Origin of the sequence: Streptomyces sp. JL2001, assembly GCF_050917515.1 — a bacterium.
Taxonomy (GTDB): Bacteria; Actinomycetota; Actinomycetes; order Streptomycetales; family Streptomycetaceae; genus Streptomyces.
On record NZ_CP169421.1, the window covers coordinates 2,031,442 to 2,048,985 of the forward strand.

The following is a 17,544-nucleotide window of genomic DNA, read 5'->3' on the forward strand; positions in this document are numbered from 1 at the left end:
CGGGCGGCCGGGTCACGGTCGTCACCTTCCGCTCCTCGTCCCGCGCTGTCCGCCGCGCCGGGCGCCGGTGGCCCGTGCGGACTTGACGAGGCTGACGCCAGGGCCGGTCCCGGCCGACGGCCCGGTCTGCCGCGGCCCCCTGGGCGGGGCGGTCCGCTGCCGCACCCGGCGCCGCGCCGTCCGGCCCTCCGCGGGGTGCGGGGCCTCGGCGGAGCCCTGAGGCTCCCCCGCGGGGCTGTCGGTCGCCGCAGGACCTCCGTCCGCCGCGACAGGCGCTCCGGCCGGGACCGGAGTCTCGGCCTCCATGCGGGCTCGGCGCTCCCCTCGCAGACAGCTGCGCAGCGATTCGGGATCGAGCCCCTCGTTGCACGCCTGGTGCAGCAGGCGGGCGAAGAGGTAGTCGGGGTCGGCGTCCAGCGCGAGGCCGAGAGCCACCCGTGCGGCCGGCTCGTCGCCCGTCGACCAGGCCGTCCAGCCGGCGAGGGCGAGCGGCGCGGCCGCGTGCTCCTCGAACGGGGTGACGCAGCGGCGGGCCAGTGCCCGCCACAGCCGCAGGGCCGCGGCGCCTTCCGCGCCCTCCATCCATTCCGCGGCCCGGTCCCGGGTCTCCCGGTCCTGGAGCCCGAGGATCAGGGCCGCGGCCTCGTCGTGCGTCAGCAGCCCGTCGTCGGCCGCGTCGGCCGCCGCCGTTCCCACCTGGAGGCGACCGGCGGAGGAGGCGGCTTCCAGCGCCTCGCCGACGGGCCCTGCGGCTCCTGGGACGGCCGCTCCCCCGGCGGGCGGGGCGAAGCGCCGGAGCACCTCCCCGGCGAGCTCCAGGGTGGCCTCCCGTACCTCCCTGCGGCCCTGCCCGGTGGCGGCGTCTAGGATCCTCGGCACGATCACGGCGGCGGCGCAGTTCAGCGCCCGGCGCTGCGGCTCGGTGTCCGGGGACTCGTGGGGCTTCAGCCGCGCCTGCATGTCCTTGAGCGATCCGCGCACCTGGATCCCCGCGTAGGTGGCGGTCGCCGCCATCACCGAGGTCCCCGTGAGGGCGAGAGGGGTGCCGTCCGTGGGGCAGCAGCGCACGTCGGGGCAGCAGTAGGAGAAGTACAGGCCGTCGGAGATGCACAGAGCCTCGTAGACCGGGATGTCGAGGGCCCCGCAGGCGGTGCGCAACCGCTGGGCGAAGGGCCGCAGGCGCTCCATCACCCGTCGGCCGGTCTCGCCGGGCGCGGGGTCCTGGCAGAGGAAGACCACGATGCCGTCCGGTCGGGTCCCGACCCGACTGCTTCCTTCGACGAGGCATTCGGCGAGGCCCTCCGCCGTGGCGGGCCACTCCTCCGGCGCACCCGGGATGCCGAGCCTGACCCGGCCGCCGAAGCGGCCGTGCTCGCCGTGGAGGGCGACGAGCACCACGGAGTCGGTCGGGTGGAAGCCCAGCACGAACGGGAGGGCGTCGGCCAGTTCGGCGGGCCCGCGCAGGGTGATCTGCTGCGCCGGGGCGGTTGTGCGTGATTCGTGTCGGTTCGTGTTCATGGTCACGACGGTCTCGCGGACCCCGTCGCCCGCGAAAGCCCTGTGGATAACTCCCGCGGCCGGTTGTCCACAGATCTCGCGGCCCGTTCGCGCTTTGTCCGAGCCATCGGGTTGCATGGGGGCATGACCAACGCAGAGCCTCTCGAAGACCGCGCCGCACTCCGGGCCACCGCCGATGCCGTACTCGCCCGTCTGGTCGGGGACCCCACGGGGACGGCGAGACTGCGGGAGGACCAGTGGCGCGCCATCGAGGCGCTCGTCGCGGACAAGCGCCGGGCGCTGGTCGTGCAGCGCACCGGCTGGGGCAAGTCCGCGGTCTACTTCGTGGCGACCTCGCTGCTGCGCTCCCTCGGCAGCGGTCCCACGGTGATCGTGTCCCCGCTCCTGGCGCTGATGCGCAACCAGGTCGACGCCGCGGCCCGTGCCGGCATCCGCGCCCGCACGATCAACTCGTCCAACACGGAGGAGTGGGAGACCGTCCAGCAGGAGGTGGTCGACGGCGAGGTCGACGTGCTGCTGGTCAGCCCCGAGCGGCTCAACAACCCCGACTTCCGCGACCAGGTCCTGCCCCGGCTCGCCGCCGCCACGGGGCTGCTGGTGGTCGACGAGGCGCACTGCATCTCCGACTGGGGTCACGACTTCCGGCCCGACTACCGGCGTCTGCGCACGATGCTGGCCGACCTTCCGGCCGGGGTGCCGGTGCTCGCCACGACGGCGACCGCCAACGCGCGGGTGACCGCGGACGTGGCCGAGCAGCTCGGCACGGGTGCCGGGACGGACGCCCTGGTGCTGCGCGGCCCGCTGGACCGCGAGAGCCTCAGCCTCGGTGTCGTCCGTCTCCCGGACGCCGCCCACCGGCTGGCCTGGCTGGCGGACCACCTCGGGGAGCTCCCGGGCTCCGGGATCATCTACACCCTCACGGTCGCGGCGGCCGAGGAGGTCACGGCCTATCTCCGCCAGTGCGGGCACACCGTGTCCTCGTACACGGGCCGCACGGAGAACGCCGACCGCCAGCAGGCGGAGGAGGACCTCCTGGCGAACCGGGTGAAGGCGCTGGTGGCGACATCCGCCCTGGGCATGGGGTTCGACAAGCCGGACCTGGGTTTCGTGGTGCACCTCGGGTCGCCCTCCTCGCCCATCGCGTACTACCAGCAGGTGGGTCGCGCCGGCCGTGGGGTGGAACACGCCGAGGTGCTGCTGCTGCCGGGGAAGGAGGACGAGGCGATCTGGCAGTACTTCGCCTCGGTCGCCTTCCCGCCGGAGGAGCAGGTGCGCCGCACCCTGGACGTGCTGGCGCAGGCCGACCGGCCGCTGTCCCTGCCCGCCCTGGAGCCGCTGGTCGAGCTGCGCCGCACGCGGCTGGAGACCATGCTCAAGGTGCTGGACGTGGACGGCGCCGTGCACCGGGTGAAGGGTGGGTGGACGAGCACCGGCCGGCCGTGGGCCTACGACGCGGAGCGGTACGCCTGGGTGGCGCGGCAGCGCTCGGCCGAGCAGCAGGCGATGCGGGAGTACGCGGCCTCGACCGGCTGCCGAATGGAGTTCCTGCGGCGCCAGTTGGACGACGAGGAGGCGGCGCCGTGCGGGCGCTGCGACAACTGCGCGGGGTCCCGCTTCGATCCCAAGGTCACCGACGCCGCGCTCGACGCCGCCAAGGGCGAGCTGGGGCGGCCCGGCGTGGAGGTGGAGCCGCGCAAGATGTGGCCGACCGGACTGGCGGCCGTCGGCGTGGATCTGAAGGGCCGTATCCCCGTCGGCGAGCAGTCCTTCGGCGGACGGGCGCTGGGCCGGCTCTCGGACATCGGCTGGGGCAACCGGCTGCGCCCGATGCTGTCCGAGCAGGCTCCTGACGGTCCCATTCCGGACGATGTCGTCCAGGCCGTGGTCCACGTGCTCGCCGACTGGGCCAAGGGGTCGGGCGGTTGGTCGTCCGGCGAGCCGGACGCCCCGAACCGGCCGGCCGGTGTCGTCACGGTCGCCTCGCGGAGCAGGCCGCAGCTCGTGGGGTCGCTCGGCAGCCGGATCGCCGAGATCGGCCGGATGCCGCTGCTCGGTTCGGTGGAGTACGCGCCGGAGGCAGAGGACCTGCGGCTCTCCCGAACGAACAGCGCCCAGCGGGTGGTCGGCCTCCACCAGGCCCTGACGGTTCCTCCGGAACTGGCGGCGCGACTGGCCGCCGCGGAAGGCCCCGTCCTGCTGGTGGACGACCTGTCCGACAGCGGCTGGACACTCGCTGTGACGGCCCGTCTGCTGCGCCGGGCGGGAGCAGAGGGGGTGTACCCACTGGTACTTGCCGTCCAGGGGTGAAACAGGGAGTGAACAATGGGCAACTGGGCAGGGATATGAGAGTCATACCGGCGCATTCCAGTCAGCGGCCTCAATTGCTCGTTGCCGCCCGCGCACAGGCCCGCAAGAATTGGGCATCCGCCCCGCACGGCCCGTACGCGGTCTCGAAGGACCGTGCCGTGGTGCGCCCTCACTCGACTTTGCCCGCCTGGCGGGCGCGTATCCGAAGGGAGGACCGTGACCTTCGGATTCGCTCCGTCCGCAGCCACCTCGATCAGTTCGTCGTCCGGGTCCGCCAGCCGCCTCGCTCGGATGCTCGAACCGGCCGAGTGGGCCGCGGCGGGGATCCCCCTGCTGCGCAATCCGCGTGAAGTCGTCACCGGTCTGCACACCCGTCACCGTCCGACGCCCACGACCGCGGTCGTCGCCGTCCTCGACCACGAGGAACGGCTCGCGGCCAGCGCGTCGTTCGTCCGTCGTGCCGTGCCGGCGGACGGCTGGGAGTTCCGGAACGCGCTCCTCGCGCATCTGCGCCGGGTCCTCCCGCACGACCTCCGGCGCCGCTCCCCGGTGCGCACCGCGGTGCTGCTCTACTGCCGCGAGGGCGACGAGCGCTGGACCGAGGAGGACGGTGCCTGGATGTGGGGGCTCCGGGACGCGTGCACGCTCCACGGCCTGCGCTGCGGTGCGTACATCACGCTGACCCGTGGGGGGTGGCAGGTCCTGGGAGAGGGCCGGGGCGGCCGTCATCCCGGTTCCGACTCGCGTCCCACGCCCTTGGGCGAGGTCACGTCCGAACTGGGCGTTCTCACGCCCCGTACGGCGGGAGGCGCCGCCGAGCCCCTGCGCCGCGTGGCGGCGCGCTGAGGTGACGGCCGGGCTGCCTGCGGGCAGCGGCACGGCCCGGCCGCCCGCGAGGGGCGGCCGGGACAGGACCGCGGTCGGTGCTCCGGCTCAGACGCTCGTGCCGAGCACGGCGCCCATGCGCTGCGGGTCACCGCAGACGATGAGCAGCGTGGTCGCGCGGGCGGCGGCGACGGGCAGAGCGCGGGCGGTGGCCTCGTCGGCTCCGCCGTTGACCGCCACGACCACCACGGGGCGGGCGACCGCCCGCTCCACGGCGGCGGCGTCCGCGAAGAACACGTCGTCGCGGGCGTCCTGCTGGGCCCAGTACGCGGCATCGCCGAAGGACAGCTCGTGCGCCGCCCAGGGGTGCTGCTCGCCGGTGGTGAGCACCAGGATGTCTCCCGGTGCGCGACCGGACTCGAGCAGCAGGTCCACTGCCTCCTCGGCCGCGTCGAGCGCGCCTTCGAAGGAAGCGGGGATCAGCTGGATCTGCGGGCCGGATCGCTGTTCGGAACGATTCTCCGGGCCGGACGACGCGGGCTGGCCGGCACCGGTGTGCTGACGCTGCACCGGCGGTCCGGGCCTGGCCGGTCCGGGCACGGGACGCCCGGGACGCGGTGAGCTCGCGGATCGCGGTCCGGGTAGGGGACGGGGACTCGGCGCGGGGTGACCGGCGGCCATGGCGGCGCGGGGACCCTGGGCACTCTCGTGAATCTGAGGCTCCTCGGGGATGAGAGGCATGAGTGGATGTCTATCAAATGCCGGCGCACTGGGCTCCGGCGGGTTGGCACAATCGTGCGACCCGGCTGCCGAGGCACCGGGTGGTTCAGAAGTCGAAGCCGAGTTGGCCCCCGCTTTCCAGAGCGACCGCCTCGGCGGAGACGCGGACCTTCTTGAGGTGCCGCCACTGGGGCAGGGCGTCGAGGTACGACCAGGAGAGCCGGTGGTACCGGGTGGGTCCCCGCTCCTCGAGAGCCGCCTTGTGCACCGGCGAAGGGTAGCCCGCGTTGGCGGCGAAGGCGTAGGCGGAGCAGTCCGCTTCGGCCTCCAGCTCGGCCATCATCGAGTCGCGCCGCACCTTGGCGATGACGGAGGCCGCCGCGACCGCGATGCAGGACTGGTCGCCCTTGATCACCGTGCGGACCTTCCAGGGGGTGCCGAGGTAGTCGTGCTTGCCGTCGAGTATCACCGCGTCCGGACGCACCGGCAGTGCGTCCAGGGCACGCACCGCGGCCAGCCGGAGCGCCGCGGTCATGCCGAGCGCGTCGATCTCCTCCGGAGAGGCATGCCCGAGCGCGTAGCCGGTCACCCACTTCTCGAGCTCCACGGCCAGGGCCGTGCGGCGCTTGGGGGTGATCAGCTTGGAGTCGGTGAGCCCTTCGGGAGCCCGGCGGAGTCCGGTGACGGCCGCGCACACCGTGACGGGTCCGGCCCATGCTCCGCGTCCGACCTCGTCGACCCCGGCAATGATCTTGGCGCCGGTGGTGGCTCGGAGCGATCGCTCGACGCTGTGGGTAGGTGGTTCGTACGGCATGGCGCCAGACAGGTTACGCCGAGGGACGCCGCCCGCGATACCCGGATTCCCGTCGGATGTCCGGTCGGCGCTCGCGGGCGGCGCCGGCGGCGCTCCGCTCAGGCCGCCCCGGGACGGAGCAGCGGCACCATGACCTCGTCGATCATGGCGGCGATCTCGGGGTCACTCCATTCACTGCCGCACATTTTCGAGCGGTACATCATCAGCGCCGGGATGACGTCGTAGAGCAGCTCGGCCCCGGCATCGGCGCGCACCTCGCCCCGCTGGATGCCACGCTCCACCGCGCCCCGGATCAACCGCGTCGAGGGGTCGATCACTCCGCTGACGATGAGGTCGTGAAACCGTTCGGCCGCTCCGCTGTCGCATTCGTGAATCACCGCCCGCAGGGCGAAGCCGAGCCTGGAGTACATCGCGTCCCGGACCCTCCGGCACAGCTCGTAGAGGTCGTCCCGCACGTTGCCCAGATCGGGGCCCTCCACGGTCGGCAGAGCGGTCCGGAGCGCGTCCGCGACGAGATCCTCCTTCGACGGCCAGCGCCGGTACACGGCGGCCTTGCCGGTCTGGGCACCGGCCGCGACGCCCTCCATCGTCAGGCCGCTCCAGCCGACCGTGCTCAACTGCTCGAGCGTGGCCTCGAGAATGGCCCGTTCCAGGACCGGACCGCGGCGTCGCATCGACGCCCCCTGCGGCCGAGCGGCGGCCGAGGAGTGCGAAGTAACCATCAGGGGCTCTCCGTTGGGGATCGATCGGGAGGGCGGCAGTGTTCAGTGAACGGTTGCGTTCACTGACGGGGACTCACTACCGTTGAGGACAGTGAACGGGTGCGTTCACTCATTCTTCCGTGGGGGATTCGCAGTGACAACATCTCCAGTGGACACACAGACCAGGCCGGGTACCGCCCGGCGCGAGGGCCGACCGGGGATCGCTCTCGCCGTCATCGCCGCCTGCCAGTTGATGGTCGTGCTGGACGCGACCATCGTGAACATCGCGCTCCCGCACATCCAGGACGCGCTCTCCTTCTCGACCACCGACCTGTCCTGGGTGCTCAGCGCGTACACGCTCACCTTCGGCGGACTGCTGCTGCTCGGCGGCCGCGCGGGCGACATCCTCGGCCGCCGCCGCGTGTTCACGGCCGGCATCCTGCTCTTCACCTTCGCGTCCCTGCTCGGCGGCTTCGCCCAGGAACCCTGGCAACTCCTCGCCGCGCGCGCCCTCCAGGGCGTCGGCGGCGCGATCGCGTCGCCGACCTCGCTCGCGCTGATCACGACGATGTTCCCGGAAGGCCCGGAGAGGAACCGGGCGTTGGGCATCTTCGCCACCGTCTCGGCCGGCGGCGGGGCCATCGGGCTGCTGGCCGGCGGCATGCTCACCGAGTGGCTCGACTGGCGCTGGGTGCTGTTCGTCAACGTGCCGATCGGTCTGCTGATCGCGTTCCTGACCCCGCTGTACATCAACGAGTCGGAACGCCATCCGGGCCGCTTCGACATCGCCGGCGCACTGACCTCGACGCTCGGCATGGCCGCCCTGGTGTACGGGTTCATCCGCGCCTCCGAGGCGGGCTGGCGCGACGCGCTCACCATCGGCTCGTTCGTCGCCGCGGCGATCCTCCTCGCGGCCTTCGCCGTGGTCGAGTCGCGGGCGAGGGAACCGATCACCCCGCTGCGGATGTTCGCCGACCGCAATCGCTCGGGCACATACGTGATCATGCTCAGCCTGGCCGCGGCGATGTTCGGGATGTTCTTCTTCATCGTCCTCTTCGTACAGAACGTGCTCGGCTACAGCCCGATCGCGTCGGGGCTCGCGTTCCTGCCGGTCACGGTCGCCATCGGCGTGGGCGCGGGGCTCGCGCAGCGGCTGCTGCCGGTGCTCGGACCCAAGCCCTTCATGATCATCGGTGCGGGCCTGACGGGTGTCGGCCTCTTCTGGCAGACCTTCATCACCCCGGAGAGTTCGTACCTCGGCGGTGTCCTCGGCCCGATGCTGGTCTTCGGCTTCGGCATGGGTCTGAACTTCGTGACCCTCACGCTGACGGCCGTCTCGGGTGTGGCCCAGCACGAGGCGGGCGCGGCCTCCGGCCTGCTCAACGCCACGCAGCAGGTGGGAGGTTCGCTGGGCCTGTCCATCCTGGTGACGGTCTTCGGGACGGCCGGCCGCGAGGAGGCGAAGGAGCAGCTTCCGTCCTTCCTCGCCGTCGCGACTCCCGAGCAGAAGGCGGAGTTCGCGGCGACGAAGGAGCTGCCCGCTCCGTGGGGTCACGAGGTTCTGACGTCCGGGATCTCGACGGCCTTCCAGGCGGCCGTGGGCATGGTGCTCCTGGCGCTCGTGACGGCCGTCGTGGTGATCCGGGTGCGCAAGAGCGATCTGGAGGCGCTGAGCGGCAAGGCGGAGGCCGCGGGTCCGGTGGCGTAGGGAGTGTCCTGCCGACCCGGCAAGATCGGCAAGACCCCCTGGGGCCCGGTGGTTCGGGACACCGGCGGCGCACAGCCGCCGGTGCCACCGATCCGGGGACCGTGCGTGAGAACCGGGCGCGGCGCCCCGTGCGGGACGGCTCGCGGGTCAGGGAACGTCGTACGGGTCGCCCTCGCCATAGGGGTCGTAGGGGTCGAACTCCTCGTCGCGGCTCGGCCTGCCGCAGGCGCCGGGCGAGACGCTTATCCCACGCTCGGCGAGGATCGAACGGGCCCGCGCCTGCGACCAGCTCGTGGCGTACCAGTCGGCGTCGTCCTCGCGGAGACGGGCGTCGATGTCCCGCAGGGCGCAGGACCGCTGCGGCTCGGGCAGCCGGTCCAGTGCGGGCACGGCGTCGGCCGAGAGTCCTTCGAGGTAGTGGAGGTCGATCTTGCCGAGACGGTCGTAGCGCTCCACGTTGCGCTCGGCGACGATCGCGTCCGGCGAGACCAGCCCGAAGGCCAGCACGGCGACCGCGGCGCTCGCGGCCAGGGCACGCGGCAGGAGGCGTGCCCCGAAGACGCCCGCGGCCATGATCAGCAGGATGACGAGGCCCAGCCAGATCTCCATCGCGGCGACCGAGACGCGGAGCCGGGTGAGCCCGTACGCGTCCACGTACAGGTCCATGCGGCGCAGCGCGGACGCGACCACGACGAGCGTCAGGACGCACAGGGTGCCCAGCACGGCCCGGACGAGCGTGCGGTCACGGGCGTCGGCGCGCGGTGCCCAGCGCAGCGCGAGGCCGATGACGACGAGAGTGAGGAGCGTGGCCATGAGCAGCTGCCAGAAACCCTGCCGGGCGTACTCGGAGTAGGTCAGGCCGGTCTCGCTGAGCACCTTGTCGTACCCGCCGAAGAGGACGGCGAGCTGCACCGCGTTGAACGCCGCGAAGAGCAGGTTCATGACGATCAGCGGCAGGGCCCACTCCACGCGCCCGCGGGCCCGTCCGGGGCGGATCACCATACGGTCCCAGCGCAGCGGCGCGGCCGCGGTGCGCGCCACGGCGATCGCGCCGAAGAGACCGAGCAGGAAGAACGAGAGGCGCCAGGGCACCTGGGTCACGGAGACGTCCGGGATGAGCGAGCCCAGCAGGTCGGCGAAGGCCGCGTCGGCACCGGCGAACAGCGCGCCGAAGACGACGAGCAGGAGGACCGCCACTCCGCCGGTGCGCAGGACCGGAAGCCACCGGCCCCGGCTGCCGTCGGCCCGCTCCCGCACGCCGCGCCAGGCCCAGGTGGTGCCGGACCCGAGCGAGTCGGCGAGCCCGAGGGGACCGAACAGGATGCTCGGCCAGCCACTGCCGCCGTGCAGGGCGAACGCGGTCAGCACGAGGGCGGAGACGATGGCGAGGAACGTCGGCCAGCCCGCGTCCCGCAGGGCGGGCACGAGGAGCAGCGCGAGACCGCCGACCGCCCAGACGAGCGTCCAGGGGCGGAGCCTACGCCGCGCGGCGCGCGCGGCGAACGAGGCGGCGAGGATCGCGGGCACGGCCACGATCAGCAGGTTGAGGCCGATTCCCTCGTCCAGCAGGAGCGCGCTGAGCAGCCCGGTGGCCAGGATCGCCCAGATGGTCGGCATCGTCGCCCGGGCAGGTGGTGCGGGGCGCAGCCGCGAGAGCCAACTCGGGGGCGACGGCTGAGGTGCTCCCCAGGGGCGGTGCGGCGCACCGGCCCACGGGCCGTGCGGTGCCGGACCGCCGGGACGGCCGGTGTGCGCCCCCGCCCGCGGCCGAGGTGCACCCTGCGGCCCGGCCGCGGGTTGCGCCCCGCGGGTGCCGGGCGGCGTCCCCACGGGACCCGACGGTGCCGCCGGCCCCGGCGTCCGCGGCTCGGCTCCGGACGTCGGCCGTGCGTCCTGCTTCGCCACCGAAACGGGCCGCCGGTCGGCCTCGGGCCGCGGGGCGCTGTCGGCCTTCGGCGCGGCGTCGGACCGCGGCTCGGCTCCGGACGTCGGGGCGGCGCCCGACTGCGCCTCGGCACCGGCGTTCGACTCGGCGCCGGTCTCCGGGGCAGGCTGTGCCGGGACCTTCGGGGCGGGCGGCTCGTCGGGCGGGGAGCCCGGCGCATGCTGCGCGGCGGCCTTCCGGTCCGAGTCGGACTGCGGGGCGGAACCCTGATCCGCCGCCGGGACCCGGCCCTCCCCCTGGGCGGAGTCCGGCGCGGCTCCGGCCGGAGTGCGCTCCGATGGCGGTGGCGGCGAAGCGGACGGCGTTTCGGACACGGGACCCCCTCCCGGCCCGGTCCCCACAGGGCCGGTGTCGGCGGAAGACTGCGGTCCGGGCGTCTCGTCGGCGCGCTGTTGTCATGATCAGCGCTACGGAGTGGCCGACTCTAACGCCGGTCCGGCCCCCTGACCGGGGCCGGACGGCGCTGTGGCAGGACCGTGACACTCACGCCCGACGGAAGCCGGCGGTACGGGGCGGATCGCCCCGCTTGTCCGCCGGCCGTTCAGGGCTCGTCAGGGGCGAACCTCGGTCGGCACCCAGCCCGGCAGCTCCTCGGTCTGCTCCGTCCACGCGGCGGGGGGAGCGCCGGTCACCGCGGAGGCGACGACGCCGCCCGCGATCGCGCAGGTCGTGTCGACGTCTCCGCCGACCTGGGCGGTCGTCCAGAACACCCGCTCGAAGTCGTCGAGACCTCGCGCGGCCGACCAGAGGGCGAACGGCACCGTGTCGTGCGCGCTCGTCCGCCGGCCGCTGCCCAGGACCGCGGCCACCGTGCCCGCGTCGCCGTAGTCGAGCATGTCGCGTGCCCTGCGCAGGCCGGCGCCGACGGCACTGCGCGGCACCAGGGCGATCACTCCGTCGAGCAGGTCCGTGGGCGTGGGCGGGCCGGCCGGGTCCGCGGCGAGCGCGGCGGCGGCGGCCACGGCCATGGCGCCGACGACGGCCTCACGGTGCTGGTGTGTCGTGTAGGCGGAGATCTCGGCCTGATGCGTCGCCTGCTCCGGATCGTCCGCGTACCAGGCGCCGAGCGGGGCGATGCGCATGGCGGCGCCGTTGCCCCAGGAGCCCTGTCCGTTGAAGAGCGCCGCGGCCAGCTCGCGCCAGTCGCCACCCTCCCGGATGAGGCGGAGCATCCGGTTCACCGCGGGACCGTAGCCCCGGTCGAAGTCGTGGTGCTCGGCGAACGACTGTGCGAGTGCGTCCTGGTCGATCCGGTCGTGCCGTGCCAGCACGGCCAGCACGGAGCAGGCCATCTCGGTGTCGTCGGTCCACTGCCAGGGGCCGGCCGGCGGCTCGCGTCGTTTCAGTAGCGGGTAGTTGACGGGGACGAAGTACTGGGAGCCCAAGGCGTCTCCCACGGCCAGTCCGCGGAGGCTGGCCAGGGCGCGGTCGAAGCGCCGGTCGAGAGAGGAGTCAGCGGTCATCGCTCTGCCACTCTATCCGGTGTAGCCGTACGGTTCCGGGGTACGCCAGCGTTCGAACGGCCGGTCAAGCCGATAGCGGCCGTCGTCGCCCAGCAGGAGCATCCTCGTCTCGCCGTTGCCCGGGTTGGAGAGCGACTCGAAGTCGGCCACGGTCCAGTGGAACCAACGCATACAGAACAGCCGCATGGTCAGTCCGTGGGTCACGAGCAGCACGTTCGGCGGATGGTCGGGAGCCTCGAAGCTCCGGTACAGGCTCTCCAGGAAGGCGCCGACCCGGTCGTACACGTCGGCCCCGGACTCGCCCTGGGCGAAGCGGTAGAAGAAGTGCCCGTACGCGTCCCGGTAGGCCTTCTGCAGCCGGACGTCGTCCCTGTCCTGCCAGTTTCCCCAGTCCTGCTCGCGCAGCCGCGGCTCCTCCCGCACCCTCACGTGGGCCGGGTCGAGCGCGAGAGCGCGGAAGGTCTCGTGGGTGCGGCGGTAGGGCGAGACGTAGACGCTGACCCCCTCCTCGCCGAACAGCTCGCGCAACCGCTCCCCCGTCCGGCCGGCCTGCCGCCACCCGGTCTCGGTCAGCTTGAGCGCATGGTCGGGCTCGCGTTCGTACACCGTGTCATCGGCATTGCCCTCCGACTCTCCGTGCCGTACGAGAACGATGCGCCGCGGTCGTGCCATGCCCCGACCCTAGGCGGTGTCCTGTCGATCGCGCCGGACCGGCCCCGGCGGCGCGCGCCCGCGCCGGGATCGGTCCAGCGGGCGTGCGGACTCCAGACGGCGGACACGGCCCGTGAAGCGGCCGCGCGGCCGTCGGCCGTGGGAGACCGGACACGAAGCCACCGGCCCGCCGCCGCACGTGGAGCCGCCCCTTCCTGCGTCACACCGTCCAGGACGGCTCCAGCTGCACCACGTCCCCGGTCAGGGCCGCGACGTCGGCCTCCGTCTGGGCCCGCAGGCCGAGCCGCTCGATGCGTTCCACCCGGTACTTCCCGTGCTCGGCTGCGGACCGCCACATCGACAGCACCAGGAACTCGTGCCCCGGCGCCTCGCCGAACACGCCGCGCAGCATCCCGGGCGACCCGGCCATCGCCGGGTTCCACACCTTCTCCTGCATCAGGGCGAAGTGGTCGACCCGGTCCTCGTGCACCCGGCAGTGGGCGACCCTGGCCACGTCCGCGTCCGAGAACCGGGGCTCGAAGCCCGTCTTCACGTCGAAGCGGTAGTCGAAGAGCTTGACCTGGACGTCCTTGAAGGTGCCCACCTGCGACGACGCGAGCCGGTCGTGCGAGCGCGCCATGAAGGAGTCGTAGAACGCCCGGCTCTCCCAGAAGGCGAAGACATGGGCGACGTCGGGCCGCCCGCGGCTCCATCCCCCGCCCTGTCCCCGGAATCCCGGCTCACCCAGCAGCCCCGCCCATTTCCGCTGTCCCCGCTCGAACCCCCGACGGTCCACCACGGTGCAGCGAATCCACTTGACCAGCACCGCGCCATCGTACGGGGCCGGACAGGGCCGCCGTCGGACTACGGCGGAGTGCACCCGGACCAGTCCGGCCGCCCACTCGGCATCCAGTTCGATCCCGGAGACCCCGGACAGCGTGCCGACCGGCTCCGCGGGGCCCGGAGGGTTCCGCGGCGAACCGGCCGCCCGGCGTCCGCCGCTTCGCCACCCGCACCGGGCGCTCATGACACCATGAACAACCTGCCCGCGACCAAGGGCAGTTGACCGGTCCGGCGGAACGCGTCGTACCGGGACACGTCGTACACGGAGAGGGGAATCACGGTGAGCGGTCTCAACAAGGGGGTCGGCAAGGTCGAGGTGACGCTCAAGTGGGACCCCAGCCCGATCGGGGCACAGCCGCACGACCTGGACATCGTCGCGGGGGTCTACCGGGCGGAGGACCCCCACGGGTCGCCGGCCTATCTCGTCCACTTCGGCAGCCGCTCGCCCGACGGCACGATCACCCTGAGCCGGGACAGCCGTACGGGACAGGGCTTCGGCTACGACGAGGCGATGGTCCTGGAACTGGACCGGCTCGCGCCCGAATACGCGCGCGTGGTGGTGGGCGTGGCGATACAGCAGGGCGACGGGCGCCTGACGTTCGGCGAGGTCGCCCACACCGGCGTCCGGGTCCGCGAGGGATACACCGAACTGGTGGCGCACGGCTTCGAGGACGTGGCCGACGCGACGGCGGCGACGGTCGTGGAGTTCACCCGCGAAGGGGCCGAGGGCTGGGGGTACCGCTCGATCCGCCGCGGCTTCGACGCGGACCCGCAGACCTTCGCCACGGTGATGGGCGCGCGCCCCGCCTGAGCGGCACGGGGTGTCGTGCACGACGGAGGGGGACCGACCAGCGGCGGTCCCCTTCCGGAGCCCGTGCTCGGCCGGCCGTGCGGATCACTCCGCCCGGAGTGCCGGCGTGGGGCAGCATGCCGAAGGGGACCGGCCGGTGGCCGATCCCCTTCTGGAACCGCAGGTCAGCTGACTTCACGGCTCACGTCGAACGTGCGCCCGACGCCATTCCGCTCAGTTTCAGCTGCAGCCGCTGGTCGAGCCGCAGCCCTCGCAGATGTAGCAGGAGCCGGCGCGCTGCATCTTCGTGCCGCAGGAGAAGCAGAGCGGCGCGTCCGCGCTGATGCCCAGCTGCATCTCGACGAGCTCCGCCGAGGTGTGCGCCTGCTTCGGGGCCGGGACCTCGGCCTTGGCGACCGGGGCGGCGACGGCCTTCAGGGTCTCCGTCTGGCGCGGGGCGGACTGGGCGAGGCCCTCCACGTCCACGTCCTCGACGGACTGCTCGTACGAGCCCGTCTCCAGGTGACGCTGACGCTCCTCGGCCGAGTGGATGCCGAGCGCGGAGCGGGTCTCGAAGGGCAGGAAGTCCAGCGCCAGGCGGCGGAAGATGTAGTCGACGATCGACTGCGCCATCCGCACGTCCGGGTCGTCCGTCATGCCGGCCGGCTCGAAGCGCATGTTGGTGAACTTCGAGACGTACGTCTCCAGCGGGACGCCGTACTGCAGACCGACGGAGACCGCGATGGAGAAGGCGTCCATCATGCCCGCGAGGGTGGAGCCCTGCTTCGACATCTTCAGGAACACCTCGCCGAGACCGTCGTCCGGGTAGGAGTTGGCGGTCATGTAGCCCTCGGCGCCACCGACGGTGAACGAGGTGGTGATCCCCGGGCGGCCCTTGGGGAGGCGCTTGCGGACGGGGCGGTACTCGACGACCTTCTCGACGGCCTCGCGGATCGTCGCCTCGGACTTCGCGGTGACCTCGACCTTCTCCTCCTCCTTCTTCTTGGCGGAGAGGGGCTGGCCGACCTTGCAGTTGTCGCGGTAGATCGCGAGCGCCTTGACGCCCATCTTCCAGGCCTCGAAGTAGACCTCCTCGACGTCCTCGACCGTGGCCGTCTCCGGCAGGTTCACGGTCTTCGAGAGGGCGCCGGAGATCCACGGCTGGATCGCGGCCATCATGCGGACGTGGCCCATCGCGGAGATGGAGCGCTCGCCCATGGCGCAGTCGAAGACCTCGTAGTGCTCGGTCTTCAGACCCGGGGCGTCGATCACGTTGCCGTGCTCGGCGATGTGGGCGACGATCGCCTCGATCTGCTCCTCCTGGTAACCCAGGCGGCGCAGGGCCTGCGGCACGGTGCCGTTGACGATCTGCATCGAGCCGCCGCCGACCAGCTTCTTGAACTTGACCAGGGCGAGGTCGGGCTCGAGGCCGGTGGTGTCGCAGGACATCGCGAGACCGATAGTGCCGGTCGGGGCGATGACCGAGGCCTGGGCGTTGCGGAAGCCGTTCTTGGCGCCCAGACGGATCACGTCCTGCCAGGCCTCCGTGGCGGCGGCCCAGATCGGCGCGTCGAGGTCGTCCATGCGGACGGCCGCGGTGTTGGCGTCGGCGTGCTGCTGCATGACGCGCTGGTGCGGCTCGGCGTTGCGGGCGTAGCCGTCGTACGCGCCGACGACCGCGGCGAGCTCGGCGGAGCGCCTGTACGAGGTGCCGGTCATCAGCGAGCTGATGGCGCCGGCGAGGGCGCGGCCGCCGTCGGAGTCGTACGCGTGGCCGGTCGCCATCAGCAGGGCGCCGAGGTTGGCGTAGCCGATGCCGAGCTGGCGGAAGGCGCGGGTGTTCTCACCGATCTTCTGGGTGGGGAAGTCGGCGAAGCAGATGGAGATGTCCATCGCGGTGATGACCAGCTCGACGACCTTGGCGAAGCGCTCGGAGTCGAACGACTGGTTGCCCTTGCCGTCGTCCTTGAGGAACTTCATCAGGTTCAGCGACGCGAGGTTGCAGGACGTGTTGTCCAGGTGCATGTACTCGCTGCACGGGTTCGAGCCGTTGATCCGGCCGGACTCCGGGCAGGTGTGCCAGCGGTTGATCGTGTCGTCGTACTGGATGCCGGGGTCGGCGCAGGCCCAGGCGGCCTCGGCCATCTTGCGGAACAGCGACTTGGCCTCGACCTCCTCGATGACCTCGCCGGTCATGCGGGCACGCAGGCCGAACGTGCCGCCGGCCTCGACGGCCTTCATGAACTCGTCGTTCACACGGACCGAGTTGTTGGCGTTCTGGTACTGGACGGACGTGATGTCGTCGCCGCCCAGGTCCATGTCGAAGCCCGCGTCGCGCAGGGCGCGGATCTTCTCCTCTTCCTTCACCTTGGTCTCGATGAAGTTCTCGATGTCGGGGTGGTCGACGTCGAGGATGACCATCTTGGCCGCGCGGCGGGTGGCGCCGCCCGACTTGATGGTTCCCGCGGAGGCGTCGGCGCCGCGCATGAAGGAGACCGGGCCGGAGGCGTTGCCGCCGGAGGAGAGGAGCTCCTTGGAGGAGCGGATCCGGGAGAGGTTCAGGCCGGCGCCGGAGCCGCCCTTGAAGATCATGCCCTCTTCCTTGTACCAGTCGAGGATCGACTCCATGGAGTCGTCGACGGACAGGATGAAGCAGGCGGAGACCTGCTGGGGCTGCGGCGTGCCGACGTTGAACCACACCGGGGAGTTGAAGCTGAAGATCTGGTGCAGGAGGGCGTACGCCAGCTCGTGCTCGAAGATCTCGGCGTCGGCGGGCGAGGAGAAGTAGCCGTGCTCCTCGCCGGCCTTCGTGTACGTCTTCACGATCCGGTCGATCAGCTGCTTCAGACCGGTCTCGCGCTGCGGGGTGCCGACCGCCCCGCGGAAGTACTTGCTGGTGACGATGTTGACCGCGTTCACCGACCAGAAGTCGGGGAACTCGACGCCACGCTGCTCGAAGTTGACCGAGCCGTCGCGCCAGTTGGTCATGACGACGTCACGACGCTCCCAGACCACCTCGTCGTACGGATGCACTCCGGGGGTGGTGTGGATGCGCTCGATACGCAGACCCTGCCGGCCTGCCGCAGCCGCCTTGGCTCCCTTGGCGCGGGAACCTCGTGCCGGACCGCTCGCCGTCTCTGTCATGCCGCCTCCCATATACGGGCAAAACACTTTTCGGCGCCCGGTTACTCCCAGGGCACCATCTTCTGTACTGCTGTCTGTACTGCTGTCTGTACTGCTGCCACGAACGCCTCACGGG

13 protein-coding genes are annotated in these 17,544 nt (G+C 72.1%); 4 read left to right on the forward strand and 9 right to left on the reverse strand.

Going from position 1 to position 17,544, the window contains the following annotated elements:
- Positions 1 to 21: 21 nt before the first annotated feature.
- Positions 22 to 1,518: a DUF4192 domain-containing protein gene (locus ACE1OA_RS08825; protein WP_384867702.1), complete on the reverse strand. Its 1,497-nt coding sequence runs from the start codon at positions 1,516 to 1,518 to the stop codon at positions 22 to 24.
- A gap of 123 nt (positions 1,519 to 1,641) precedes the next feature.
- On the opposite strand from ACE1OA_RS08825, the gene ACE1OA_RS08830 reads away from it, so the two are divergent.
- A complete protein-coding gene (locus ACE1OA_RS08830; RefSeq protein ID WP_432752604.1) occupies positions 1,642 to 3,825 on the forward strand; it encodes a RecQ family ATP-dependent DNA helicase in 2,184 nt (727 codons plus the stop codon).
- Between the two features lie 216 nt (positions 3,826 to 4,041).
- Complete coding sequence (locus ACE1OA_RS08835; protein ID WP_356604225.1) at positions 4,042 to 4,671, forward strand: hypothetical protein; 630 nt, start codon at positions 4,042 to 4,044, stop codon at positions 4,669 to 4,671.
- Between the two features lie 87 nt (positions 4,672 to 4,758).
- Here ACE1OA_RS08835 and ACE1OA_RS08840 read toward each other — a convergent pair whose 3' ends face one another.
- From ACE1OA_RS08840 to ACE1OA_RS08850, 3 genes are all read right to left on the reverse strand, one after another.
- Entirely contained in the window at positions 4,759 to 5,391 is a 633-nt protein-coding gene (locus tag ACE1OA_RS08840) for a hypothetical protein (RefSeq protein WP_432752605.1), read from the reverse strand.
- 85 nt (positions 5,392 to 5,476) lie between these two features.
- Entirely contained in the window at positions 5,477 to 6,184 is a 708-nt protein-coding gene (locus ACE1OA_RS08845; RefSeq protein ID WP_386543104.1) for a ribonuclease HII, read from the reverse strand.
- Between the two features lie 98 nt (positions 6,185 to 6,282).
- Positions 6,283 to 6,906 carry a TetR/AcrR family transcriptional regulator gene (locus ACE1OA_RS08850; protein WP_386543102.1) on the reverse strand — a complete coding sequence of 208 codons (624 nt, stop codon included), beginning with the start codon at positions 6,904 to 6,906 and terminating at the stop codon, positions 6,283 to 6,285.
- A 133-nt stretch (positions 6,907 to 7,039) separates the two neighbouring features.
- Here ACE1OA_RS08850 and ACE1OA_RS08855 point away from each other — a divergent pair, with 133 nt between their 5' ends.
- Positions 7,040 to 8,593: an MFS transporter gene (locus ACE1OA_RS08855; protein WP_356604233.1), complete on the forward strand. Its 1,554-nt coding sequence runs from the start codon at positions 7,040 to 7,042 to the stop codon at positions 8,591 to 8,593.
- A 147-nt stretch (positions 8,594 to 8,740) separates the two neighbouring features.
- Here ACE1OA_RS08855 and ACE1OA_RS08860 read toward each other — a convergent pair whose 3' ends face one another.
- The 4 genes from ACE1OA_RS08860 to ACE1OA_RS08875 form a co-directional block, all read right to left on the reverse strand.
- On the reverse strand, positions 8,741 to 10,498 hold the full coding sequence (locus ACE1OA_RS08860; RefSeq protein ID WP_432754052.1) for a DUF4153 domain-containing protein: 1,758 nt from the start codon (positions 10,496 to 10,498) through the stop codon (positions 8,741 to 8,743).
- 591 nt (positions 10,499 to 11,089) lie between these two features.
- Complete coding sequence (locus ACE1OA_RS08865) at positions 11,090 to 12,001, reverse strand: ADP-ribosylglycohydrolase family protein (RefSeq protein WP_356604237.1); 912 nt, start codon at positions 11,999 to 12,001, stop codon at positions 11,090 to 11,092.
- A 12-nt stretch (positions 12,002 to 12,013) separates the two neighbouring features.
- Positions 12,014 to 12,673, reverse strand: a complete 660-nt coding sequence (locus ACE1OA_RS08870) for a histidine phosphatase family protein (RefSeq protein WP_356604239.1) — start codon at positions 12,671 to 12,673, stop codon at positions 12,014 to 12,016.
- Positions 12,674 to 12,872: 199 nt separating this feature from the next.
- Positions 12,873 to 13,478, reverse strand: coding sequence for a YdbC family protein (locus ACE1OA_RS08875; RefSeq protein ID WP_356604241.1), 606 nt, complete (start codon positions 13,476 to 13,478; stop codon positions 12,873 to 12,875).
- 297 nt (positions 13,479 to 13,775) lie between these two features.
- On the opposite strand from ACE1OA_RS08875, the gene ACE1OA_RS08880 reads away from it, so the two are divergent.
- Positions 13,776 to 14,306, forward strand: coding sequence for a TerD family protein (locus tag ACE1OA_RS08880; protein WP_356604243.1), 531 nt, complete (start codon positions 13,776 to 13,778; stop codon positions 14,304 to 14,306).
- Positions 14,307 to 14,525: 219 nt separating this feature from the next.
- Here the strand turns inward: ACE1OA_RS08880 and ACE1OA_RS08885 are convergent, their stop codons facing one another.
- Positions 14,526 to 17,429, reverse strand: a complete 2,904-nt coding sequence (locus tag ACE1OA_RS08885; protein WP_356777422.1) for a vitamin B12-dependent ribonucleotide reductase — start codon at positions 17,427 to 17,429, stop codon at positions 14,526 to 14,528.
- Between the last annotated feature and the right edge of the window lie 115 nt (positions 17,430 to 17,544).